The sequence below is a fragment of the Methylocystis sp. H62 genome, from assembly GCF_015709515.1.
Classification (GTDB): domain Bacteria; phylum Pseudomonadota; class Alphaproteobacteria; order Rhizobiales; family Beijerinckiaceae; genus Methylocystis.
Genome location: NZ_JADNQZ010000050.1, coordinates 125310 through 149704, shown reverse-complemented (window position 1 = coordinate 149704; position 24395 = coordinate 125310). Strand labels below are relative to the sequence as shown.

The window sequence follows — 24395 nt, the reverse complement described above, 5'->3', positions numbered from 1 at the left end:
AAGCGATCTCCGCGCGGGTCGTCAAACGGCTTGCTGCGGCGTCACCCGCAAGGCGGTGACGCGATTCCTGATCTTGCGCATCACCTCGAAACGGAAACCGTGATAGGTGAAGACCTGCCCGGCTTCGGGAATCGCGCCCGCCTCGTGGATCACGAGTCCCGCGATCGTTGTCGCTTCCTCATCGGGCAGCTCCCACGCCATGACCCGATTGAGATCGCGCACCGGCACGGCGCCGTCGACCAGCACCGACCCGTCGGGCTGCGGACGCACGCCCTGCACCGCAAGATCATGTTCGTCACGAATGTCGCCGACGATTTCCTCGAGGATATCTTCGAGCGTGACGAGTCCCATCACCTCGCCATATTCATCGACGACCAAAGCGAAATGCGTCTTACGCTTCAGGAAGGCTTCGAGCTGATCCTCGAGCGTCGTCGCCTCAGGCACAAACCACGGGGCGAACATGACCTCGCCGACATCGAGCTTGGAGGCGTCGCCGCCTGCGGCGTTCAGCGCCCGCAGCATGTCCTTCGAATGCAGGACGCCGACGAAATTGTCCGGTCGCTCGCGCCAGAGCGGCATGCGGGTGAAGGGCGACGACAGCACCTCGCGCACGATCTGGTCCGGCGGCAGATCCGCGTCGATCGTGCGCATTTTGGTGCGGTGGATCATCACGTCCGACACATGCAGAACTTGCAAATCGAGGACGCCGCCGAACATGTCGCGCGCGGAGCGCTCGACATTGCCTTCGTCATGCAGAATATCGACGGCGCTCTTCAATTCGTCATAGGGCGAGCGAACCGTTCGTCCTTGGCCGACTTCGACGCCCGCCAACGCGAGCACCATGCGCACGATATATTCGACGCCCGCGAGGAGCGGCCCGACGACTCGCACGAAGGGCGCAATAAACTTCGCGACGCGCAGCGACGTTTCGTCGGGATGGTTGATCGCCAGGGTTTTCGGCAGAACTTCGGCGAAGACAAGCAGCAGCACGGTCATGATGACGGTCGCATATACCGCCCCATTGTCGCCCGCGACGACGACCAGCACGCTCGTGGTGAAAGCGGAGCCGCCGATATTGACCAGGGTGCCGCCAAGCAACAGCGCGGCGATCATGCGGTTGCGCTGGCGCAGCAGCCGATTGACGGCGGCGGCGCGCTTATCGCCCTCCTTTTCCAGCGAATGCATCCGGGCGTGCGACGCGGCGGTGAGCGCCGTCTCCGATCCCGCAAAGACCGCCGACAGGAACACGCAGACGATGACGATGCCAACCGCAGTCCATATGTCGACCTGCGGCGCGCTGGATTCGAGCCCATGCATGGCGCTATGTCCGCTTTAGCTCGTCTTTAAGAAAGCCAAGCACCTCATTGGCGTCGACCGATTTTGCAATGAACGCCTGGCCGATGCCGCGCAAGAGAATGAAGGTCAGCGCGCCGCGCTCGACCTTCTTGTCCTGATACATGGCGTCGAGGATGGCCTGGGCGTCGTGACGCCAATCCGGAATGTCGTGGATCTTCGTCGGCAGACCGACGCCCTTCAGATGGCGTTCGACGCGCTCCGCGGCGGCCGCGGCGCACAGGCCGCGGCGCACGGAGAAGCGCGCGGCGCACGCCATGCCGATTGCAACGCCCTCGCCGTGGACCAGGCGCGCGCTGTTGTAATCGGTCAGGCGCTCGAAGGCGTGGCCGAACGTGTGACCGAGGTTGAGCAACGCGCGTTCGCCCTGCTCCATTTCGTCCCGCGCGACGATCGTCGCCTTGGTCTCGCAGCTCACCGCGACGGCGCAAATCTGTTCCGCCTGACTATGGAACACCGCGTCCGAGTCGGCGTCGAGCCAATCGAAGAACCGGGCGTCGCCGATCAGGCCATATTTGACGACTTCGGCGTAGCCGGCGCGGAACTCGCGCAGCGGCAAGGTCCGCAGCGAGTCGACGTCGGCGAGAACCAGCGCAGGCTGGTGAAAGGCGCCGATCAAATTCTTGCCATGGCGCGAATTGATCCCGGTCTTGCCGCCGACTGAAGAATCGACTTGCGACAGCAACGTCGTCGGAATTTGCACGAAGCGCGAGCCGCGCCGCACGCTCGCCGCGACGAATCCGGCGAGGTCGCCGACGACGCCGCCGCCAAGAGCGACGATCAGATCGCGCCGTTCGATCCTCGCGGCCAGCACATCGTCGCAGACGCGGCCATATACCGAAAGCGATTTGGACGCCTCGCCAGGCGGAACGATGATGGTCGTCGCACGCAGGCCGGCGTCCTTCAGACTCTGCTCAACGGTCGGAAGATGCAGTCGGGCGACATTCTCGTCCGTGATGATGGCGCATGCGGCTCCGGGCGCGATTTCCGCAATATAATCGCCGGCGCGCTGCAACAGCCCGTCGCCGATGACAATGTCGTAGGAGCGTCGGCCCAGCGCGACCCGGACAATTTCCTGGCGGCGGGCGTCGCCTTCCGCGCGCGCGGGATACAAATGCGTCATGGCCTTGGCGAAACCTCTGCTTTGCGCCCGCTCTCGCAAGTCTTCCAACATCGGCAAGCCTGCGGCGAGAACGGCGAGCGTATCATCCACCATCGCATCCTGCGGAACTTCGCGCGACTCGACGCGTAGATCGGCGAGCTCGTACAGGGGGCGCCGCGCCTCCAGTAACTGGCGCAGCGTCTCCTCCGGATCCTCCGTTTGCAGCAGGGGACGATCGTTCTTGCGGCGCACGCGTTTCAGCAAGGTCTTCAGATCGGCGTCGAGCCACACCGATACGCCCCGTTCGTCGATGCGATCGCGCGTGCGCGGGTCGAGAAACGCGCCGCCGCCGGTCGCCAGCACGACCGGGCCGCCGTTCAGCAGGCGCATGATGACGCGCCTCTCGCCGTCGCGAAAATAGCGCTCGCCATATTTGGCGAAAATCTCGGGAATGGACATGCCGGCCGCCGCGGCGACGATCTCGGCGTCCGCGTCGACGAAGGGAAGGCCGAGTCGCACGGCCAGCCTCTGGCCGATGGCGCTCTTGCCGGAGCCCATCATGCCGACCAGCACGATAACCCTGCCATTCAGGGCGGCCCGCACGGCCAAAGCACGCTCATCATTCATCGCTTGCGGAGCTGGTAGGACGACGCCGGAGTGTTGCGGTCGAGTCATTGGCGCAAATCTAACCCGCGCGACGCGGAATTTCATCCGCGCCGGCGAGAGCGCGCGAAAGATACGCGACCATGAAAGCGGGCAGGCGCGGGTCGGAAAGCGCCGTCAAGCTCGAAACCATATGCGCGTCCGCGAGTTCGGGCGCGCTTTCGGTCGCGATAAAGTCCTTCACCCTGGCGAGGAGGGCGTGCGACGGCGCCTCGAAATCCAGTCTCTTGACGCAGGCGACATGCTGTCGATCGAATATCGCCGTCCAGACGGCCGACGCATGCGCCTCCGAAGCGGCGAGGCCCGTCTCTTCTGCGAGTTCGCGCACAAGACTGCCGGCAAGATCGACGCGACCGCCCGAGACGACGTCGGAAGGATCGGGGGTTCCGCAGGGAAAATAGAGCTGGCCCGCAAATGAATGGCTTGGCCCCATTTCGCCGAGAAGATAGGCGCCGTCGCGCGCGCGCGCCGCCGGCATCGAGAAGCAATTGTATACGGCGTCGTCCGGCCAGCCGAATTCTCGCCAGGCAAGAAAGCTTGAGAAAGGCGTCTTGAAGAACGCCATGCGCAAGACGCGCGCGCCATCTTCGCCCGTGGTCCGCTCGACGGGGCAGGCGAGCAGCACCGAGCCGTCATAGAGCGCCGGATTGGCGCGGCGACGCTCCTCCCAATGGCGCTCGATGTCGACGGCGCGCTCCTCAACGAAGCCCCACCGATGGTCGACAAAGCGACACTCGAGCCGATCGAAATCCACAATTTCGAGAGTCACGGGCGGACCGCTCCTTGGCCGCAACGGCGCACGAAGCCGTCAAATCTGGGCTGAGTTCGGCTGGACTGACTAAATCGCATCGCACATGTCACGCGCTTCGTTACGCCTGCATCTGCAAAAGCGCCGTGCTGTCGCGAAATTCGACGATCTCGACGATGCGGCCGTCCTCGAAGCGCACGAAGTCGGCAAGCTGAACTTGGCCGCAACGGCCTGTGCCGCGATGACGCCATTCGACGATCCGACGCGCAGCGGCGGCGCCGCCGTCGACGATCACCTCGGGCATCGCGATTCCGAGTTGCTCGAACTCGACCTCGATGGTGCGCACGATGTTGATCAGCGCGTCTATGCCGCGATGTCGCCCGGCGTGCGAAACCGCCGTGCGGTCGCCAACGAATTCGCACACGACGTCAGGCGAACACAGCTCGCGGAACAAGGCGATGTCGGGGCTGCGGGAGAAACTGCCCATGGCGATCAGCCGGCGCGCCATTTCATCGCGCGACAGTCCCGGGCTGCGGGGATGAAGAATGTCGTCGAGGCTTTGCGGCAAGAAGTCGGCGCCGCGCGCGACGCAACGGTGATCCCGGAACTCGTACATTTCCGAAACGAGTCCGTTCCGCCAACGCAGAAAATGCGCCATATCCATGCTGTGGACGTGGCCGGTGGCGCGGTGACGCCAACTGCTGATCCATCGCACCACGGTATTGTCGCCTTCGACAAGAACCGAGAGGATTTCCGCGTCGAGCGGTTCATAATCGATATCGACGCGGCGCAAATGGGCGCGCAGCGCATCTCGCCCGCGCCATTGTCCCGGAGGAAGCACGCCAAGTCGGGAGCAGCTGTAGTTCAACTCGACGTCTTCGACGAAATGTTCGACCAATGTCGAGACGTCGTACGTCATGCGGCTCCGTACAATCTCATGTACGCGCCGACGCGTTTCGCTCTCGATAACATGACTCGACCGCCCGCCCGGCCCGTGCATTCGTCCCCCGCTATGGCGATGCATTTGTCGATGCGTGATGCGCCGACTGCGCCTCGACGACGCCCCAAACCCGAGTGCGCGCTCGCCTTTTAGGGTTCATTATGCGCTAATTGCGGTCCTTGTCGACCAACTTATTCTTGCCAATCCAGGGCATCATGCCGCGCAAGCGAAGGCCGACCTCTTCGATTGGATGCGCGTTATTTCGCGCGCGCGTGGCCTTAAAGGACGTCTGGCCGACTTTGTTCTCCAGCATCCAATCGCGCGTGAATTTGCCCGATTGTATATCGTCAAGCACACGCTTCATCTCGGCCTTGGTGTCCTTGGTGATGATGCGCGGACCGGTGACGTATTCCCCATATTCGGCCGTGTTCGACACCGAATAGTTCATGTTGGCGATGCCGCCCTCATAGATGAGGTCGACAATCAGCTTCACTTCATGAAGACATTCAAAATACGCCATTTCCGGCGCATAGCCGGCTTCGACCAGCGTCTCGAATCCGGCGCGGATCAATTCCACGAGACCGCCGCAGAGCACGACCTGCTCGCCGAAAAGATCCGTTTCGCATTCTTCGCGAAAGGTCGTCTCGATGATGCCGGCGCGGCCGCCGCCGATCGCCGCCGCATAGGACAGCGCAATCTGCTTGGCGTTGCCGGAAGCGTCCTGATGCACCGCGATCAGGCAGGGCACGCCGCCGCCCTTGAGATATTCGCCGCGCACCGTATGGCCCGGGCCTTTCGGCGCGATCATGGCGACGTCGATATCCTTGCGCGGCTCAATCAGGTTGAAATGGATGTTGAGGCCGTGGGCGAAGAGCAGCAGCGCTCCCGGCTTCAGGTTCGGCGCCATCTCATTGGCGTAGATCTCGCCCTGCAGCTCGTCGGGCGTCAGCATCATGATGACGTCGGCCCATTTGGAGGCCTCCGTGACGGTCATGACCTTCAGGCCAGCGCCCTCCGCCTTGGCGGCCGAGGCGGAGCCGGGGCGCAGCGCGACCGCGACCTCCGCGACGCCGGACTCCTTGAGATTGAGCGCATGCGCGAAGCCCTGGCTGCCGTAGCCGACGATGGCGACCTTCTTGCCTTTGATCAAATTGATGTCGGCGTCCCGATCGTAATAAACGCGCATGTGCTCTGCTTCCTTGATGTGCGTGCGCTCTTGGGGGAACGGCGCGCCCCGCGCCGTCGAATTCGCTGGCGGGCTCCTTCTACGCGGGCCGCCCGGCAAGGTCAAAATTCTCGAGCCTTAGATCGGATCGGGCCCGCGCGAGATGGCGGCGACGCCTGTGCGGGAGACCTCGACGAGCCCGATCGGACGCATCAGGTCGATAAATTCATCAATCTTGTGCGGTTTGCCGGTCAATTCGAAAATGAAGCTTTCAGTGGTCGCATCGACGATGCGGGCGCGAAAGGCTTCGGCGAGCTGTAGCGCGAAGGTGCGGTGGTCGCCACGACCTTTGACTTTGACCATGGCGAGTTCGCGTTCGAGCGAGCGCATCGACATGGTGAGGTCGGTCACCTGATGCACGGGCACGAGTCGCTCGAGCTGATGATGGATCTGGTCGATCGTCTCCGGCGCGCCGGAGGTCAATATGGTGATGCGCGAGAGATGTTCGGCGTGGGCGACTTCGGCGACCGTGAGGCTCTCGATATTGTAGCCGCGGCCGGAAAACAGGCCGACGACGCGCGCTAAGACGCCCGGCTCATTGTCGACGAGCACGGAGAGCGTATGCGACTCGACCTTGGAGTTCGGCGCGGCCGCGGAATAGGGGGATGGCGGAGAAGCAGGAGCGTTCATCTTTTTTCCTGGACGGTCGGCAAATCGGCGGTCGGCGGTCGATAGCAGCGCTGCGACTGCCGGTTGCCGAAACCCGACCGCCTAAACAAGCATCTTGCCTTTTTCGTCGATGACCGCGCCGATCTCTATCCCAGCGTCATCGGAAAGATCGGCGAGCAGCATGTCGTTGTGCGCCTTGCCGGAGGGGATCATCGGGAAGCAATTCTCGACCTTGTCGACGAGGCAGTCGAAGATCACCGGTCCATCATAGTCGATCATCTCCTGGATCGCGGCGTCGAGCGAGGCGGGATCTGAGCAGCGGATGCCCTTGGCGCCGAAGGCTTCAGCGAGCTTGACGAAATCGGGCAGCGCCTCGGAGTAGCTATGGGAATAGCGCCCGCCGTGCAGCAACTCCTGCCACTGGCGCACCATGCCCATATATTCGTTGTTGAGGATGAAGATCTTCACCGGCAGGCGGTACTGGATCGCCGTCGACATTTCCTGAATGCACATCAGAATCGACGCTTCGCCGGCGATGTCGATCACCAGTGAACCGGGGTGCGCGAGCTGCGCGCCGATCGCCGCCGGCAGGCCGTAGCCCATGGTGCCGAGTCCGCCAGAGGTCATCCAGCGGTTCGGCTCTTCGAAATGATAATGCTGGGCGGCCCACATCTGATGCTGCCCAACTTCTGTCGTGACATAGACGTCGCGATCCTTGGTCAGCGCATAGAGCCGCTGCACCGCATGCTGCGGCTTGATCGTGGTTTCTGAATTGCGGAAGGCCAGCGATCTGCGCGCCCGCCACTCGTTGATCTTCGCCCACCAAGGATCGAGCGGCTGCTTGTCGGCGCTCATCGCCTCGGCGCGCCACAGGCGCACCATGGCTTCAAGCACATGGGCGCAATCGCCGACGATGGCGAGATCGACCTTGACGTTCTTGTTGATGGATGAACGATCGATGTCGATGTGGATCTTTTTCGAGCCCGGCGAAAAGGCGTCGAGACGTCCGGTGATGCGGTCGTCGAAGCGCGCGCCCACCGCGATCATCAAATCGCAGTCATGCATGGCGTGATTGGCTTCCCAGGTGCCGTGCATGCCGAGCATGCCAAGCCAGTTTTCGCCCGACCCCGGATAGGCGCCGAGTCCCATCAGCGTCGAGGTGATGGGAAAGCCCGTCAGGCCGACGAGTTCGCGCAACAGCGTCGACGCCGCGGGTCCGGAATTGATGACGCCGCCGCCGGTGTAAAAGATCGGACGCTTCGCCGCCGCCATCATGCGCACGGCCTGCTGCATCGCCTCCATGTCGGCGTCGAGCTTGGGATGATAGGTCTTGTGCGCGGCGCTGCGCGGCGGGGCGTAGACGCCGCGCGCAAACTGCACGTCCTTGGGGATGTCGATGACCACGGGTCCGGGCCGGCCGGACGAGGCCACATAGAAGGCTTCATGCAGCACGCGCGGCAGATCGGCGATGTTCTTGACCAGATAATTGTGCTTCGTGCAGTGGCGGGTGATGCCGACCGTGTCGCATTCCTGAAAGGCGTCGGAGCCGATGAGATGCGTCGGCACCTGCCCGGTGATGCAGACGAGCGGGATCGAATCCATCAGCGCGTCGGTGAGGCCCGTCACCGTATTGGTGGCGCCCGGTCCCGAGGTGACGAGCAACACGCCGACCTTGCCCGAGGAGCGCGCATAGCCCTCCGCGGCATGGGCGGCCCCCTGCTCATGGCGCACGAGAATGTGCTGCACCTTCTCCTGCTGGAAGAGCACGTCGTAGATCGGAAGGACGGCGCCGCCCGGATAGCCGAAAAGAATCTCCACGCCCTGGTCCTTCAGGGCTTCGACCACCATTTCGGCGCCGGACATTTCCTTCGACATCAGCATTTTCCGTCTTGCTTCTCGCGGCGGGCGACTAGGATGTTTTTCGTCTTCGGGCAACAAAAAAGGCCCTCTTGGGGCCTTGGGTCAAGCGCCATTGGCGGAGGCCGGGCCTAGCCCAGCTCCATCCTTGGCGCTTCAAATACGAGAATTGCGCGCATTCCGCGTTCCGCCCTTTGGTTCACAGCCGACGTTACGGGAGGCGCAGCGGAGAATCAAGCGCGGAGAGCAAATCTTCAGCGGGCGATCCAGCCGCCGTCGACGACGAGGAGGTGGCCAAGGATGAAGCGCGACTGCTCGGAGCACAGGAACAGCACGGCCTCCGTCAGCTCCTCGGCCTTGCCCATCCGCCCGATCGGAAACAGCTTCCCGGCCTGCTCAGGGCTGATGTGCTCCTTCTCCATCCATTGGTGGAAGACGTCGCCGGGGGCGTCGATCCCGCAGGCGCAAATGGCGTTGACGCTGATATTGTCCTTGGCGACCTCGAGCGCGACCGTCTTGGTCAAGCCGTCGACGCCGCCCTTGGAGGCGGCGTAGGCGCCTTCCGCGGGATTGCCGGTGAGGCTGCCGGTGATCGACGACTGGTTGACGATGGCGCCGCCGCCGTTTTGGCGCATCTGCCGGATCTCGTGCTTCATGCAAAAGAACACGCCGCGCAGATTGACGTCGATGTGGAAATTGAAGCCCTCCTCCGTCTCCTCGGCGATGGGCTTGAAGCGCACGACGCCGGCGTTGTTCACCGCGCAGTCAAGGCGACCGTACGCCTTGACCGTCTCCGCGACCATGGCTTCGACGTCCCGCTCGATGCGCATGTCGGCGCGCGTGAAGAGCCCCTCGCCGCCTGCCGCGCGGATCATGTCGAGAGTCTCGCGCCCGCCAGCCTCGTCGATGTCGGCGAGCCCGACCCTGGCCCCTTTGCGCGCGAAAGCGAGCGCCGTCACCCGGCCAAGACCTCTCGCCGCGCCGGTGACGAGCGCAACTTTACCCTCAAATCGACCCATAAACCTCTCCCGCGCCTGAGCGGAAGCTTTCACCCGCCGCCGTCGCGGTCAAGCTCGAGAGAGAATGCTGATCGAAGCGGTCACGCCCCTTCCGCCGCCAGGGCGCGCTTTACGCCTTCGTCCGCCGCCATCATGTCGTGGTGTTTCTGAACATTGGGGTATTTCGACAGCCCGTCCTCCAGCAGCGACGCGGCCCAGCGCTCCATCGGAAAAACATAGGCGTCGAGATAGCTGCGCTTGTCGCCGACCAAGAATCGGCGACCCGCAAGATGCGCGTCGACAATATCGAATTTCTTGCGCACGAGCGCCTTCGCGGCTTCGCGCACATTATCGAACTCCTCCTTCTCCCGGGAGCGCGTATAGCGGTCCGGCAAAAACAGCGGGAAAAAGGCCGGGTGGAGATCGCCGGTGATGAAGGAGGACCAGCGGTCGGCCTCGGCTTCGTCGCGCGGCGAACCGTCGGCGCCGATCCCCGCCTGAGGGAAGCGGTCGGCCAGGTACCGCAGCACGGCCGCGGCCTGGGTCAGGACCCAGCCTTCGCCGGTGTCGAGCGCCGGCACGGCGCCTGCGGGATTGATCTTCAAATATTCCTTGTCGCCGAACTCGACCGCCTTGGTCTCGTAGGGTTCGCCAATCCATTCGAGTGCAATGTGCGGGGCAAGCGAGCATGCGCCGGTATGGTAATAGAGCGTGACCATGAGGGCCTCCGGTTGAGAGCGTCGATCTTAGAATAGGGCGGCGGCCCGCGGGAGGGTTGCGTCTATCCCTCGCCGCAATCGAGAATCCAGGTCTTGTCGCAGAAGGCGACATAGAGGCGCTCCTGCCCCAGCGCCGCCCCGAGTTCGCCGGCCAGTTCGTTCAGCATCGCCTCGATCTGCACGTCGGGAAGGCCGCCGAGATAGGCGTGCACCGCTTCGCCGGTGAGGATCGCGACCGGCTCGCGGTCGGAACCGACCGTGCCGTCCTCCCTGGGCCAGGCGTAGGTCACCTCGCCGCGGGTGAACATGCCTGAGAGCGCGGGCTGGCCCGCTTCGACGCGGCGGCGCATCCAGGCGTGCGCGCAGCGCACGGCTTCGGAAACGTCATAGACGCGGCCCTCCGCCTCCCAGCCCTCGCGCAGCCCGACGGTGATGCGGAAATCCCGCCGCGGCCCGCGCGAGCCGTCAACGAGGCGATAGACGCGCTTGCTCATGAGTGGAAGGTAAGGCGCCGGGCGCGCGCGAGGAAGGTCGTGAACCGAGATAACGCGAAGTAGCTACGGGTCTTCGACTGCGCCCCGGGGATGTCGAACACGCGGGTTACCCGTTCGTCGAGGTCGCGCTGGCGATGGCTTGGTTAGCGCTTGCCCGTCCATGTGGACGCGAGCTTTTGCAGCGCCTTGTCTGCTTCCTGCTCAGCCTCGCGCTTGGTCGCGTAGGAATGCGGGGACCGCAGATGAATCTGTGACCCCTCGCAGACAGTCCAACGGAACCGCCCCGCGTAGAGGGGGTCAGGCTCAATTCTGGACGTGAAGAGATCTGTTTCGCGCATGGCCACATTATGCGCGCGCCCGCTGGTTTATTCCAGAGCGCTCACGACTGCGCGACGAAAAGCTTCAATCTTTTGAGACGGCAGCGAATGAGAGCGCGTCGGCGCTCCTTGGGCCCTACTGCGCCGCCACCGGCGTGTGTCGCGTCTCGTCGCCGCGGCCGGCGAGCAGCCCTTCGATGGAGATATCCTCGTCGAGTTCGTCCCAATGCAGCCCTTTGCGGCTGATCTCGTAAGCGAGTCGCTGCGCCCGTGTCGCATGCAGAAGACGCGGGAACCAAACGAGCGGCACGCCGAGCGTGCGTCCATCCGACAGTTCGACCCACATGCTGTCGTCGTCAAAGCGCAGGGACTTAGCCGAAATGCTCATGCCAGGCCCTTTTTCCCGTCCGCCGTCCTTATCCCTCCAGCAGCCGCCGCGCGATCACCTGCGCCTGAATCTCGGCCGCGCCTTCAAAAATGTTGAGGATGCGGGCGTCGCAGAGCACGCGTGAGACCGGATATTCGAGCGCGAAGCCGTTGCCGCCGTGGATCTGCAGGGCATTGTCCGCCGCCGCCCAGGCGACGCGCGCGCCAAGCAGCTTCGCCATCCCCGCCTCGAGATCGCAGCGCTTGCCCTCGTCCTTCTCGCGCGCGGCGAAATAGGTGATCTGGCGGGCGACGTGAATCTCGATCGCCATGGAGACGATCTTGTTGAAGACGCGCGGGAAGGAGAACAGCGGCTTGCCGAACTGAATGCGCTCCCTGGCGTATTTCAGGCCGAGGTCGAGGGCGCATTGGGCGACGCCGAGCGCGCGCGCCGCGGTCTGGATGCGGGCCGACTCGAAGGTCTCCATGAGCTGCTTGAAGCCCTTGCCCTCCTCGCCGCCGAGAAGATTTTCCGCCGGCACTTCGAAATTGTCGAAGCCGATCTCGAACTCCTTCATGCCGCGATAGCCGAGCACTTCGATCTCGCCGCCGGTCATGCCCTTGGCGGGAAACGGATTCTCGTCAGTGCCGCGCGGCTTTTCGGCGAGCAGCATGGAAAGGCCCTTATAGCCCTTCTCATTCGGATTGGTGCGCACGAGCAGCGTCATCAGATCGGCGCGGACCGGATGGGTGATCCAGGTCTTGTTGCCGAAGACCTTGTAGACGCCGCCCTCCAGCGTCGCGCGGGTGCGCAGACCGGCAAGATCGGAGCCGTTGTTGGGCTCGGTGAAGACGGCGGTCGGCAGGATGTCGCCCGCAGCGATCTTGGGGAGATATTTCTTCTTCTGCGCCTCTGTCCCGCCGACGAGGATCAGTTCGGCGGCGATTTCCGAACGCGTGCCGAGCGAGCCGACGCCGATATAGGCGCGCGACAGCTCCTCGGAGACGACGCACATGGCGATCTTGCCCATGCCCGAGCCGCCATATTCTTCGGGAATCGTCAGGCCGAAGACGCCCAGATCGGCGAGGCCGGAGATGACGTCGAGCGGGATGTAGTCATTCTTCGAATGCCAGTCATGCGCATAGGGCGTGACATTGGCGGAAGCGAATTTGCGCATCTCGCTACGGATCGCTTCGAGCGTGTCGTCGAGGCCGGACGCGCCGATGGTTTCCGCCGCCGCATGGTGGTCGATGAGTTCGGCGAGGCGGGCGCGGTTCGCCGGCGTGTTTCCGGTGAGGATCAGCCGGTCGACGCAGGCGGGACGCCGCGCCGCGATCTGCTGGCTTGAAAGCCCGAAATCCGAGAGCCGGACGATCTCGCCCTGGCTCATCGGGATGCCGCCGTATACTTGCGCGAGGAATTCGGCGAAGCCGATCTGGTTTAGGAGTTCCTCGGTCTCGCCATAGGCGCCCTCCGCCGAGAGGCGCTCGGCGTAGTCGACGAGTTCGCGCAGGCCCTGGATATAGGTCGCGAGCCAGGCGAGCCCGTGGGCGGCGTGCTGGTCGGCCTCGATCAGTTCGCTGGAAAGCTTGCCGTCCTTGGTGACGCGGGCGCGCACGCTGGCGAGCGCGTCCTTGTAAAGCGCCTCGACGGCGGCGAGCGCCTCTTTCGCGTCGCTGGTCCAATCGGCGGCTTCAAGTTTCGTCGCGACGGCTGCGGTCATTCTGTACTTTCCGGAAGTCGAGGCGCCTGTAGGCGCTGAGCAAATTTGCGCCCTACATGCCGCCATTTGGCCGGAGACGCAACTGGCCTGCCTGCGCCGCACTAGCGCGGCAAGGCGCGCTGATAGCCGCGCATGGCGAGCGCGGCTAGCAGCAAGGCCGGCAGGGGTAGTGTGGGTGAAAAACGGCTTGGCAGGCGGGATGGCCGCTTCGCGCAAGAGCGGGTGTTTTCGAGCAAACTGTCAAAGGACGAATCGACCGGAATCAGACCTTGTGGGCGCAAGCCTGCAAGCGGAATCCAAGCGCCCCACTGAGGAAGAGAGGCACGTAGGAGATTGTTCCACACTGTTCCACAGGTGCTTGACATTATCCCGCTCCTTAGGTATCGAGATGTTCAGGAACATTCTGGAACAATCACATGACTGAACCTCGTTACACTGCCGCTAAGGTCCGCCCTAAGGAAGGCGCCACGTGGGTGCTGACCTTCCGCCACCCGATGAAGACTGACCAGCGAGGCAAGCCTGGCCGAAAGATGCGCCGAAGCGCCGGCACTACCGATGAGGCACGCGCCGAGGAACTCCGCGAGCAGATCAACACACTGCTGTCCGACGAGAGTTGGTTCTCGGTCCACCGCCAGTCTGCCGCCGCCGAATTGTTCGACGACGTAGTGGTGCGCGCCTTCTACGAAGACCTCACTACGCCCACGACGCGCTCTTTCGATGTACGCAGTCAAAAGATCGGCCTGCCCGGCAAGGAGGACGGATATTTCCGCGTCCTGCTGATCGGCCCCACGGGCGTCGGCAAGACCTCGTTGTTGCGCCAATTCATCGGCTCACACCCAGAGCGCGACCGCTTCCCCTCTACGTCAGCGTCGCGGACTACCATCTCCGACATCGAAGTCATTACCGCGCCGGGCGAATACTATAATTGCGTGGCGACCTTCTTCAATGAATGGACAGTCCAGACCTTGGTCTATGAATGCGTCGCCGATGCCGGCGCTGTCCTCTGGGACGAACAGCCCGATGCCAAGATTGCCGAACGCCTGCTGCAGCACCGCGACATGCGCTTTCGGCTCAGCTACGTCCTCGGGTCCTGGGGTCAGGGTCTGGTAGCGCAGGCCGACGATGAAGACGGCTTCGGTGATGAACCCACCGCTTTCGAAGCCGAAGGCGAAGATGTCCCCGTCGCCGAGGAAATCGCCAGGATGCAGGCGACCCTTCAGGGCTATGTGGCGCGCATCCGCGTGCTTGCGGCCAAGGCCAAGGCTGACCTTGGCGTTGAGATCGAATCCTTGATTAAGGAAGACCGCGATGCGGCCCAGGACCTTTTTGAGGAGTGCCTACAGACGCTGCCCGACTTCGATGAATTGGTCGGCGACATTATGGACGAATTACGCAAGCGATTCGACCGGCTGAACGAGGGTTTGACCCGCCGCCCGGGCGGCTGGCCAGAATCTTGGGTGTTCGCATCTGACGACCGCGACGAGTTCATCCGGACTATCCGTCGCCTGTCGAGCAACTGGGCGCCGTCATTCGGAACGCTCTTAACGCCGCTGGTGGATGGCATCCGCATCCGCGGCCCATTCGCACCCCATTTCGGCAACGGCGAACGCAAGCTTGTCCTCCTTGATGGCGAGGGACTGGGCCATGCAAAGGATTCCGCAACCGGTGTGACTTCTCACATCACCAGCCGCTTCGATCAGGTCGACGTCATCCTCCTCGTTGACACGGCCAAGACGCCCATGCTCGATACTCCAACTTCGGTCATGCGCGCCGTGGCCGCTAGCGGACACCACGACAAGTTGGCGATTGCATTCACGAGCTTCGATCTGCTCAAGCGCCAAGCCAACCTTCCTACTCAGGCCGACCAGCGGGCCCACGTCATGGCCACGGTGAACCAAGCCCTGGCCAGCCTGCGCGAAGTCGTCGGCGTCCCCGTCATTCGGGCCATCAGCCGCGACATCGACGAGCGTTGCTTCATGTTAGGCTATCTCGATCGGGTCATCACTGACAAAAACCCGGCGCCTGCGGCTGAGCTGCTACGCCTGCTCGCCCACTTCGAGAAGGTTGGCTTTGCCAACGCGGCTTCCGTGCAGGTAAGGCCGGTCTACGAGCTAGCTCGCCTGCTGTTTTCGATCCAGGGTGCAGTAGCTGAGTTTCACAGCCGCTGGGACGCAATCCTCAGCCTGGGAGGCGCGCCGAACGTGCGACGCGCCCACTGGGCCGAGGTCAAGGCCCTTAACCGTCGCGTGGCGCTACGTATCGACAATTACGAGTATCGCGACCTAATGCCGGTGGCCGAACTCCTCGGCCGCCTGTCGGAATGGATCACACGCTACCTTGATACGCCGCTGCGGTGGGATGGCAAGCAACCATCAGAGGAGGAGGCCGAGTCCGCCCTGGGCCTCGTCCAGCGAGAGGTCTTCAAACGCCTAGGACCTTTGGCTGAGCAGCGTTTGATCGAGGCCGGATACGGCCGATGGACGCGCGCCTTCCACCTTTCCGGTCGCGGCTCAACCTTCGAACGCGCACGGGGGATCCAATCAGTTTACATCGAAAATGTTCCTGTGCCGGGGCCTGTGCTCGACCATAGATCGACCGACCTGCTGCGGGAGATGCAGAGCCTAGTAGGCGAAGCTATCGAGGCAGCGGGCGGCATGCTGATTGGGGAGGCTCTTGGATGAGCCGACCTGGTTCGCACTAAAGACCAAGTTTCAGTCGCTCACGTGGTCGCGGTATCAGTTACAATCGCCAAGTGGCTGACCCGCATTAACAAGTGGACATTTTCAAGGTCCGCTAAGCTCCCATTTCAGCCATAGCGGTCGAGGAAAACGATTCCCACTTTGGGTCGAACCGAGTCATTCATCATTCACTCGGTGGGCGGCTGATACGGGTCGTAAGCAGAAATTCTAAATGGGACACTGTTTGGCACCTTCTCATCCCGGCGCGGCGCGGCGGTATCCGCGCATGGCGAGCGCCGCGAGCAGCAAGGCGGGCAGCGCAACGCCGATGAGCGGACCGGCAATTCCGGCCGGCGCGGGTCCCATCAACTCTTCGTCCGCCTGGGTGAATTTCGGCATGGCGGCGTAATCCTGCGCGGTCAGCGACGCGCCCGCCTTGGCGCGGGACAGGAAGAATTCGCGCCAGTCGAGGTGAAAAGCGCGGATGCGGTCGAGAAAGGCGCGATAGCGCTTCTCCCCGGCGCCGGCGATGTCGGCCATCGCCTGATAGGTCAGATAGGCGGGCGAGAGATAGCCGAGCCTGTCCGCCATGTCGCGCTGGCGCGCAAGCTGCGCGTCATGTTCGGCGACGATCGCTTCGACGCGCTGAAACGCCGCCTCCTGCGTCGCCAGACGCCGCAGCGTCGCCTCCTGCGCGCCGCCGCCGCCCGCCGGCTTGCCGCCGCCGCCATGTTCGTCGGCGTAGCGCGCGAGCGATGCGTCGCGGGCGCGGTCGGCGTCGATCGAGGCCGCCCGGGCCGCGAGCACCATGTCGATGCGCGACGGCGCGGGATGGGCGAAGGCGGCGATACTGTTGATCGCGGCCGGCAGGATCATGGTGATCGCCAACCAGGCGCCGATCAGCGTCAGCGCGTTGAAGGCGGAGCTCCGGCCGAGCCCGTCGACCGCGGCGGCCAGCGCCGCCCAGAACAGGCCATACAGCAGCACCACGATGAGCAACGCCGCGAAGCCGGGCGAGGCAAGCCGCTCCCAGCCGGCGAAGATCCCGACGCCAGCGGCGACGGCGAGAAGCGTCACGGCGATCGGCGCGGCGACGCGCGCGGCGAGCTTGCCGGCGAGCGCGGCGCTGGGCCGGCGCGCCGAGGCCAGATTCATCGCCAGCGTTCCCTGCTCGCGCTCGCCGGCGAGCAGATTGAAGGCCATCGCCAGAACGACGAGCGGATAGACGAAGACGACGACGAAGGCGAGATCGGTCGCGCCCGACATCAGATTAGCGGGATTGTCGATCTCGTCGGCGAAGAGAAAACCGTCCTTCGAGCCCGTCGTCACCCGGACGGCGGGCGGAAGCAGGTCGCTCTGCCCGGTCGCGACGAGCGCCAAGGGCGCGGGCGCGAGCGCGGCGACCGCCGCGGCGGGGCCTCCGCCCATGAAGGCGGCGTTGCGCGGATCGCGAAACGGCGGCGGCTCCGGCGCGGCCTTTCCCTGCGTCTCGCCCTGCTGCAATTGCGCCAGCGTCTTCTGAAGGTTTGTGAGGCGCTGCGTCTCGTCGGCGCGGGCGCCCGCGATGGCCGCCTGTTGCGCCGCGACGCGCGAAGCGCCCATCGCAAGGGCGAACAGCGCGACGCCCGCCAACGCCAGCAGCGCAAACCAGATCGCGCCGTCACGGCGCATCATGCGCGCCTCGAAACGCACGCCTGCGAAGAAAGCCGATCCCATAGCGTGCCTCACACCGGCCGCAGTCGCCGCGCCGCGAAGAGCGCGAAAGCGCAAGCGAGCGCGAGCCAGGCGAACAGGCCGATCATCGGGAGGGCGCTGTAGCCGAGGGCGAAGACCGCGCCGGGCGCCCGATAGGCGAAGGAGGCGATCTGTCGCCAAAGCTCCGGGCCCGCGACGTAACTATTGTCGTGGGCGAAATGGATGAGGTTGTCGCTGACCTGGTTTTGGATATCGCGCCGATGCGCCTCGGCGGCCGTCGCGAAATCGAACTGGCTGCGGCTGTCGACGCCCGCGAAGGCCATGGAAATCGGCCGCAGCGCCAGCAGCGGGAACAGGAAGCCGGGCGCGGCGCGCAGCGCGTCCTGGCGGTCGAAGGCCGACTGCAGCGCGCCGAAGTGGCGATCGAAGATCGCATAGCCGCTCTCATCGTCCTTGCGGAGCGCAAGCCCGCGGAAGCTGACCGGCAGATCCTCGATGCGCGACACGCCGTATGTCTTGAGCGTCGCGTCGCGGAAAGCGACGAAGGCGGGATGGCTTTCGTCATGGCCGAATGTCTTCGCCTTGTCCTGCGCGACGCCCGCCCGAAATTCCTGCCATGTCGGCGTCGGCGCGAAGGCGCGCGCGGCGTCCGTGGCGAGGCGCGGCGCGAGAAAGGAATTGGCGAGCCAGAAGGCGAGCAGCGTCACGAGCGCCGCGCGGGAGTTTCTCGCCAAAGCCGAAACGCCCAGCGCCAGAAAGGCGAAGCCCGCGAGATAGGCCGCATAGGCTGCGCCAAGCGCGCCGAGCCGAAGGAATTGATCGGCGAGCGACAGGCGTTCTCGATCGACGAAGAAGACGAGGGCGAGCGCCGCGCCGAAAAAGACCGGCGCGAGCAGCGCGAATATGGCGCCGATGAGCGCCATCGCCTTGCCGGCGAGAATGTCGCGCGGCCTGGCGCCGACGCTGAGCAATTGTTTCAGCGTGCCGCTTTCCCGCTCGCCCGAGAAGCTGGCGAAACCCATGAGGATGACAATGAGCGGCGCGATCGTCTGCAGGATGAAGGCGAGCGACAGCGAACCGAGCCGCGCGCCGACGCCCCCGTCGCGCGCCTGTTTGAACTGGGTCTCGTTCTGCTTATGCGCCTCGAGCCATACCGCCGAGCCGACATAGGCGTCGACGCCGGGATCGGCGAGCGCCAGCGGGCTCAACGGCTTGAACGCGTATTGGCCGAAATGCGCGGCGGCGTGCGGATTCTTGGCGCTCTGTCCGACCCAGAGGTCGCGATCGGCTTGCGCCGCCGCGTCGCGCTCGCGCAGGATGCGGGCGTTTTCGACATAGCCGAAGGCGAGCGCGGCGAGCATCAGCGCGACGACGAAGGCGCAGAGCCAGACGAGGCGACGGTCGCGGAACAGCTCCAGCCATTCCTTGGCGGCGACGGCGCGCACGACGCGCCAGCGGCTCTTCTGGGGCGCAGTCGTGGCGAGTGGGGCGAGCGCGAGATCGCTCACGCCGCCGCCCTCGCGAAGAGATCGAGGTAGGCGCGCTCCAGCCCGAGATGATCGACGTCGTCGGCGCCGAAGACCGATGCAAGACGCCCCTGCGCCATGATACCGATCTTCGTGCCGCATTGCTTGGCCAGGAAGAGGTCATGCGTGACCATCAGCACCGCCATGCCGTCCTTGCGCAGCCGCTCGATCAGCGCGGCGAATTCATTGGCCGCGAGCGGATCGAGGCCGGAGGTCGGCTCATCGAGCACGAGCGCCTGCGCGCGCCTTGCGAGCGCGATGGCGACGCCGACCTTCTGGCGCATGCCCTTGGAATAGCCGCGCACGGAACGATCGATGGCGTCGCTCGGCAGGCCGGCGGCGGCGAGCAACGAGAGAAGCGTCTCGCGCGGCGCCTCGGCCCCGGAAATCTCGGTGAAATATTGCAGATTCTCGAGGCCGGTGAGCGCGCCGTAGAGCATCACCTGCTCGGGGATATAGGCGAGAAGCGCACGCGCCGCCGAGGGATCAACCGCCGCGTCGATCCCGCAGACGAGCGCCTGACCTGCGGTCGGCTGGATAAAATTCAAGAAGAGATTGACGGTCGTCGTCTTGCCGGCGCCGTTGGGGCCGAGCAGGCAGAACACCTCGCCCGCCGGCACGGTCAAATTCAAACGATCGAGCGCCGGCGCGTCGGCGCCGTCGTAACGCTTGGTGAGATTACGCGCTTCGAGCATGGCCGCATCCGCCTTACGGCTCAAAGCCGACGCGCGTGGCCCGCGTCGGCTTTGAAGTTCACGCAAGACTGCCTTTTAACACGCGGACGGTCAAGCGAGCGGCGGGCCCTACTTCTGCTTGTAGGCGTCCGTCACATCCTCGACCGTGCGCAAGCCGGGCTTTGGCGACATCACCAGCACCGCCATATTGCCGGGCGCATGTTCGTTCTTCCACATCTTGGTGTGGGCGAGGGGAATCTTCTCCCAGGGGAAGACTTCCGACATGCAGGGGTCGACGCGCCGATCGAGCACGAAGCGATTGGCGGCGGAGGCCTGCTTCAGATGCGCGAAATGCGAACCCTGGATGCGCTTCTGGCGCATCCACACATAGCGGGCGTCGAAGGTGAGGTTGAAGCCGGTGGTGCCGGCGCAGAACACCACCATGCCGCCGCGCTTCACCACAAGGCAGGAGACCGGGAAGGTCTGTTCGCCCGGATGTTCGAAGACGATGTCGACGTCCTTCTTGCCGGTGATGTCCCAGATCGCCTTGCCGAAGGCGCGGGCGTTCTTGGTCCATTCGTTGTACTCGGGCGTGTTGACCTTCGGCAACTGGCCCCAGCACTTGAAATCCTTGCGGTTGATGACGCCCTTGGCGCCAAGCGAAAGCACGTAGTCGCGCTTGCTTTCATCCGAGATGACGCCGATGGCGTTGGCGCCCGAGGCGGCGCAGAGCTGCACGGCGAACACGCCGAGCCCGCCGGAGGCGCCCCACACCAGCACATTGTCGCCGGGCTTCAACTGGTGCGGCGCATGGCCAAAGAGCATGCGATAGGCGGTGGCCAGCGTCAGCGTGTAGCAGGCCGCCTCCTCCCAGGTGAGGTGCTTGGGGCGCTCCATGAGCTGGCGGTCCTGAACCCGGCAGAACTGGGCGAAAGAGCCGTCCGGCGTCTCATAGCCCCAGATGCGCTGCGAGGGCGAGAACATCGGATCGCCGCCGTTGCACTCCTCGTCGTCCCCATCATCCTGGTTGCAGTGGATGATGACCTCGTCGCCGACCTTCCAGCGCTTCACCTTGGAGCCGACCGCCCAGACGATGCCCGAGGCGTCGGAGCCGGCGACATGATAGGGATTTTTGTGAACGTCGAGGGTCGACACCGGCTCGCCGAGCGACGCCCAGACGCCGTTATAATTGACGCCCGCCGCCATCACGAGCACCAGCACGTCGTGGCTGTCGAGCTCCCAGGTCGGCAAGACCTCGAGCTGCATGGCGGTTTCCGGCGGCCCATGCCGCTCCTTACGGATCGCCCAGGCGTACATGTTCTTGGGAACATGCCCGAGCGGCGGAATCTCGCCCATCTCATAGAGGTCTTTCTTCTCGCTCAAGGTTTCGTTCCCTCCGACTTTGAATCTTGCGCCGATCAAGTTCCGGCGGAGCTTATAATAGGGCGACGGCGCGCTTCATAGCGCGAAATTCCTATGGATCGGCAAGTGTTTCTCGATGGCTGCAGGAAGCCTTTCGGCGCCCGCGCATTATTTATCTGCGCCTGGGGGCAGAAAGAGACCCGATGGAAACCGCGCCCGAGATCGATTTCATCGACATGGAGCCGCGCCCCGAGCTGGGCGCGAAGATCGTCGCCAAGCTGGCGCAACTGGAGAAGGTTTATGGGCGCATGACCGCCTGCCGCGTCGTCGCCAAGGGGCCGAGCGGCCATCATCGGACCGGCGGCCAGCATCATTTCACGATCTACATCGCGCTCCCCGACGGTCGCGAAGTGTCGGTGGAGCGCACGCCCGACGCCGACGAGCGCTTCATGAACGCTGATTTCGCCCTCAACGACGCCTTCAGGCGGGCGCGGCGGCAATTGCGCGATCAGTCGCGCCAGATACGCGGCAAGGTCAAGCATCACGAGACGGCGCCGACGGCCGTGGTGAAAAGCGTTTTTCGCGCCGACGGCTTCGGCTTCCTCGAAAGCGAGGATGGACGCGAGATTTATTTTCACCGCAACAGCGTTGCCGAACCCGGCTTTGACGCGCTCGAAATCGGCGAGCGGGTGGAGTTCCTGGAAGGCCAAGGCCGGGAGGGGCCGCAGGCCAGGCGCGTGCAGTCGCTGAACGAAATGGCGCCGCGCCCGACCTCGCAATAGGCGCGGCCCTAGAACCTGAAACTCAGGAAGGCCGGGGAAGCGGGGTTCTCCGGCCGGAGGCAGCGCCATGCCGCATAAGTTCAAGCCCGGCGATCCTGTCAGCTGGAAGACATCCCAGGGCGTGACGACCGGCAAGGTCGTCAAAAAGGTCACGGCGCGGGCGCGCGTAAAAGGCCATGTCGCCGAGGCGAGTACGGACGATCCGCAATATCTGGTCGAAAGCGGCAAGACGGGCGCCCGCGCGATCCACAAGCCAAAAGCGCTGAAGAAAGATGAGCGCTGACTCGACGCGTGCGTCGACTTACTCAAGCCGCCATATCACTCAATGGGTAAGTAAAATATCAGGCGGGCGGCCGCTGGGATTTCGGACGCTTACCGCCCGTTGCGCCCGTCTTCCTCCGGCGCTGGCCGCATGCTAAGCGCAACGGCGGAGGAGAGGCTATATGAACGACATGTCCGCCCCGCGCCGCGACAAGCCCTGGATGTTTCGCACCTACGCCGGTCATTCGACGGCCAGCGAGTCCAATAAGCTCTATCGCTCCAATCTCGCCAAGGGGCAGACCGGTCTCTCCATCGCCTTCGATCTGCCGACGCAGACGGGCTACGACTGCGACCACATTCTCTCGCGCGGCGAGGTCGGCAAGGTCGGCGTGCCGGTCTCGCATCTTGGCGACATGCGCGCGCTCTTCGACGGCATTCCGATCGCCGAGATGAACACGTCGATGACCATCAACGCCACCGCCGTGTGGCTGATGGCGCTCTATATCGCCGCCGCGGAAGAGCAGGGCGCGCCCCGCGCAAAACTGCAGGGCACGACGCAAAACGACATCATCAAGGAATATCTGTCGCGCGGCTCCTATGTGTTTCCGCCGACGCAGTCGCTGCGCCTCACGCAGGACCTCATTCTCTTCACCACGAAGGAATGCCCCAAGTTCAATCCGATGAACGTCTGCTCCTACCATCTGCAGGAAGCGGGCGCGACGCCGTCGCAGGAACTGGCCTATGCGCTCGCGACCGCCGTCGCCATTCTCGACGGCGTGAAAGCCGCGGGAATGCCCGAGGAAGATTTCGCGCAGGTCGTCGGCCGCATCTCCTTCTTCGTCAACGCCGGCATGCGCTTCGTCACTGAACTCTGCAAGATGCGGGCGTTCGCGGAGCTTTGGGAGGAGATCACGCGCGAGCGCTATGGCGTGAAGGACGAGAAGCTTCGCCGCTTCCGCTACGGCGTGCAGGTCAATTCGCTGGGCCTCACCGAGCAGCAGCCGGAAAACAACGTCTATCGCATCTTGATCGAGATGCTCGCCGTCGTTCTCTCCAAGAACGCCCGCGCGCGCGCCGTGCAGCTGCCGGCCTGGAACGAGGCGCTCGGCCTGCCCCGCCCCTTCGACCAGCAATGGTCGCTGCGCATGCAGCAGATCATGGCCTATGAGACCGACCTCTTGGAATATGGCGACATCTTCGACGGCAATCCCGAGATCGCCCGCAAGGTCGCATCGCTCAAAGCTGAGGCGATGGCGGAACTGAAGAAGATCGACGACCTCGGCGGCGCGGCTGCGGCGGTCGAGATCGGCTACATGAAGTCGAAACTGGTTGAAGCCAATACCGCGCGTCTCGAGTCGATCGAAGCCGGCGAGCAGATCGTCGTCGGCGTCAACAAATTCACCGGCGGCGAACCGTCGCCGCTTACTTCGGGCGACGACCAGATCATGGTCGTGCCCGAACATGTCGAAGCCGAGCAGATTGCGCGGCTGAAGGCCTGGCGCGAAAGCCGCGACCAGAAGGCCGCGCAAGCCGCCATCGAAGAACTGGCCCGCGCCGCCAAGGAAGGCCGCAACATGGTCGAGCCGTCCATCGCTGCGGCGAAGGCGGGCGTCACCACCGGCGAATGGGGCAATGTTTTACGCGGGGTGTTCGGGGAGTATCGCGCCCCGACCGGCGTCTCCTCGACGGCCCGACAGGTCGGCGGCGCGCTCGACGCCGTGCGCGGCGAAGTCGAGCGCGTGTCGCAAAAGCTCGGCAAGCGGGCGAAATTTTTGGTCGGCAAGCCCGGCCTCGATGGCCATTCGAATGGCGCCGAGCAGATCGCCGTGCGCGCCCGCGACGCGGGGTTTGACGTGATTTACGCCGGCATTCGCTCGACGCCGGCTGAACTCGTCGAGGCCGCGAAGAAGGAAGGCGCGCATTGCATCGGCCTCTCCATCCTCTCCGGCTCGCATGTGACGCTGGCGCATGAAGTCATCAAGCTGATGAAGCAGGAAGGCGTCGACGCGCCGCTGGTCGTCGGCGGCATTATTCCGCCCGCCGACGAGAAGCTTCTGCGCGACGCCGGCGTTGCGGCGGTCTACACGCCGAAGAACTACGACCTCAACGCCATCATGACCGACCTCGCCCACATCATCGAAAAGGCGGCGGTCTGATCGACTTTCGCGCGCCACGCCGCAGTCGTCATTGCGAGGAGCCAAGCGACGAAGCAGTCCCAGCGGCTGTCCTACAGCTCCGGATTGTCTCCAGACGTTTGCAATTGCAAGTCGAACAGCACTTGGTGTTCATCGTAAGTCAGTCA

20 protein-coding genes are annotated in these 24395 nt (G+C 64.2%); 4 read left to right on the top strand and 16 right to left on the bottom strand.

Annotated elements, in window-relative coordinates; all coding sequences use genetic code 11:
- Nucleotides 1–21: 21 nt before the first annotated feature.
- The 12 genes from IYY11_RS08615 to IYY11_RS08560 all read right to left on the bottom strand — a co-directional run bounded on the left by IYY11_RS08615 (nt 22) and on the right by IYY11_RS08560 (nt 13115).
- Complete coding sequence (locus IYY11_RS08615) at nt 22–1317, bottom strand: HlyC/CorC family transporter (RefSeq protein WP_196403485.1); 1296 nt, start codon at nt 1315–1317, stop codon at nt 22–24.
- A 4-nt stretch (nt 1318–1321) separates the two neighbouring features.
- Nucleotides 1322–3130: a 3-dehydroquinate synthase gene (gene aroB, locus IYY11_RS08610; RefSeq protein WP_196403484.1), complete on the bottom strand. Its 1809-nt coding sequence runs from the start codon at nt 3128–3130 to the stop codon at nt 1322–1324.
- Nucleotides 3131–3140: 10 nt separating this feature from the next.
- Nucleotides 3141–3887: an NUDIX hydrolase gene (locus IYY11_RS08605; protein WP_196403483.1), complete on the bottom strand. Its 747-nt coding sequence runs from the start codon at nt 3885–3887 to the stop codon at nt 3141–3143.
- A 100-nt stretch (nt 3888–3987) separates the two neighbouring features.
- A complete protein-coding gene (locus IYY11_RS08600) occupies nt 3988–4785 on the bottom strand; it encodes a nuclear transport factor 2 family protein (protein ID WP_196403482.1) in 798 nt (265 codons plus the stop codon).
- A gap of 187 nt (nt 4786–4972) precedes the next feature.
- Entirely contained in the window at nt 4973–5992 is a 1020-nt protein-coding gene (gene ilvC / locus IYY11_RS08595) for a ketol-acid reductoisomerase (protein ID WP_196403481.1), read from the bottom strand.
- Nucleotides 5993–6109: 117 nt separating this feature from the next.
- Nucleotides 6110–6661, bottom strand: a complete 552-nt coding sequence (gene ilvN, locus IYY11_RS08590) for an acetolactate synthase small subunit (protein ID WP_196403480.1) — start codon at nt 6659–6661, stop codon at nt 6110–6112.
- Nucleotides 6662–6742: 81 nt separating this feature from the next.
- Nucleotides 6743–8515, bottom strand: a complete 1773-nt coding sequence (locus tag IYY11_RS08585) for an acetolactate synthase 3 large subunit (protein WP_196403479.1) — start codon at nt 8513–8515, stop codon at nt 6743–6745.
- A gap of 236 nt (nt 8516–8751) precedes the next feature.
- A complete protein-coding gene (locus IYY11_RS08580) occupies nt 8752–9516 on the bottom strand; it encodes an SDR family oxidoreductase (RefSeq protein ID WP_196403478.1) in 765 nt (254 codons plus the stop codon).
- Between the two features lie 80 nt (nt 9517–9596).
- The gene (locus tag IYY11_RS08575; RefSeq protein ID WP_196403477.1) at nt 9597–10214 is read right to left on the bottom strand and encodes a glutathione S-transferase family protein; all 618 of its coding nucleotides are present in this window, start codon (nt 10212–10214) and stop codon (nt 9597–9599) included.
- 62 nt (nt 10215–10276) lie between these two features.
- Nucleotides 10277–10708, bottom strand: a complete 432-nt coding sequence (locus IYY11_RS08570; RefSeq protein WP_196403476.1) for a hypothetical protein — start codon at nt 10706–10708, stop codon at nt 10277–10279.
- A 453-nt stretch (nt 10709–11161) separates the two neighbouring features.
- Entirely contained in the window at nt 11162–11413 is a 252-nt protein-coding gene (locus tag IYY11_RS08565; protein WP_109024415.1) for a DUF2442 domain-containing protein, read from the bottom strand.
- 28 nt (nt 11414–11441) lie between these two features.
- On the bottom strand, nt 11442–13115 hold the full coding sequence (locus tag IYY11_RS08560; protein WP_196403475.1) for an acyl-CoA dehydrogenase family protein: 1674 nt from the start codon (nt 13113–13115) through the stop codon (nt 11442–11444).
- 473 nt (nt 13116–13588) lie between these two features.
- On the opposite strand from IYY11_RS08560, the gene IYY11_RS08555 reads away from it, so the two are divergent.
- Nucleotides 13589–15796, top strand: a complete 2208-nt coding sequence (locus IYY11_RS08555) for a hypothetical protein (protein ID WP_196403474.1) — start codon at nt 13589–13591, stop codon at nt 15794–15796.
- A gap of 252 nt (nt 15797–16048) precedes the next feature.
- Here the strand turns inward: IYY11_RS08555 and IYY11_RS08550 are convergent, their stop codons facing one another.
- The 4 genes from IYY11_RS08550 to ccrA all read right to left on the bottom strand — a co-directional run bounded on the left by IYY11_RS08550 (nt 16049) and on the right by ccrA (nt 21044).
- Nucleotides 16049–17509, bottom strand: coding sequence for a DUF3526 domain-containing protein (locus IYY11_RS08550; RefSeq protein WP_196403473.1), 1461 nt, complete (start codon nt 17507–17509; stop codon nt 16049–16051).
- Between the two features lie 8 nt (nt 17510–17517).
- Nucleotides 17518–18996, bottom strand: a complete 1479-nt coding sequence (locus tag IYY11_RS08545) for an ABC transporter permease subunit (RefSeq protein WP_196403472.1) — start codon at nt 18994–18996, stop codon at nt 17518–17520.
- On the bottom strand, nt 18993–19709 hold the full coding sequence (locus IYY11_RS08540) for an ABC transporter ATP-binding protein (RefSeq protein ID WP_196403471.1): 717 nt from the start codon (nt 19707–19709) through the stop codon (nt 18993–18995). The genes IYY11_RS08545 and IYY11_RS08540 overlap by 4 nt, the downstream gene beginning before the upstream one ends.
- A 108-nt stretch (nt 19710–19817) precedes the next feature.
- Nucleotides 19818–21044 (bottom strand): crotonyl-CoA carboxylase/reductase, encoded by a 1227-nt coding sequence (gene ccrA / locus IYY11_RS08535; protein WP_246719797.1) that lies wholly within the window; start codon nt 21042–21044, stop codon nt 19818–19820.
- Between the two features lie 209 nt (nt 21045–21253).
- On the opposite strand from ccrA, the gene IYY11_RS23460 reads away from it, so the two are divergent.
- From IYY11_RS23460 to IYY11_RS08520, 3 genes are all read left to right on the top strand, one after another.
- Nucleotides 21254–21832, top strand: a complete 579-nt coding sequence (locus IYY11_RS23460; protein WP_196403469.1) for an HPF/RaiA family ribosome-associated protein — start codon at nt 21254–21256, stop codon at nt 21830–21832.
- Nucleotides 21833–21899: 67 nt separating this feature from the next.
- Nucleotides 21900–22115 carry a DUF2945 domain-containing protein gene (locus tag IYY11_RS08525; protein ID WP_196403468.1) on the top strand — a complete coding sequence of 72 codons (216 nt, stop codon included), beginning with the start codon at nt 21900–21902 and terminating at the stop codon, nt 22113–22115.
- 160 nt (nt 22116–22275) lie between these two features.
- Nucleotides 22276–24249 (top strand): protein meaA, encoded by a 1974-nt coding sequence (locus IYY11_RS08520; RefSeq protein WP_196403467.1) that lies wholly within the window; start codon nt 22276–22278, stop codon nt 24247–24249.
- Nucleotides 24250–24395 lie beyond the last annotated feature (146 nt).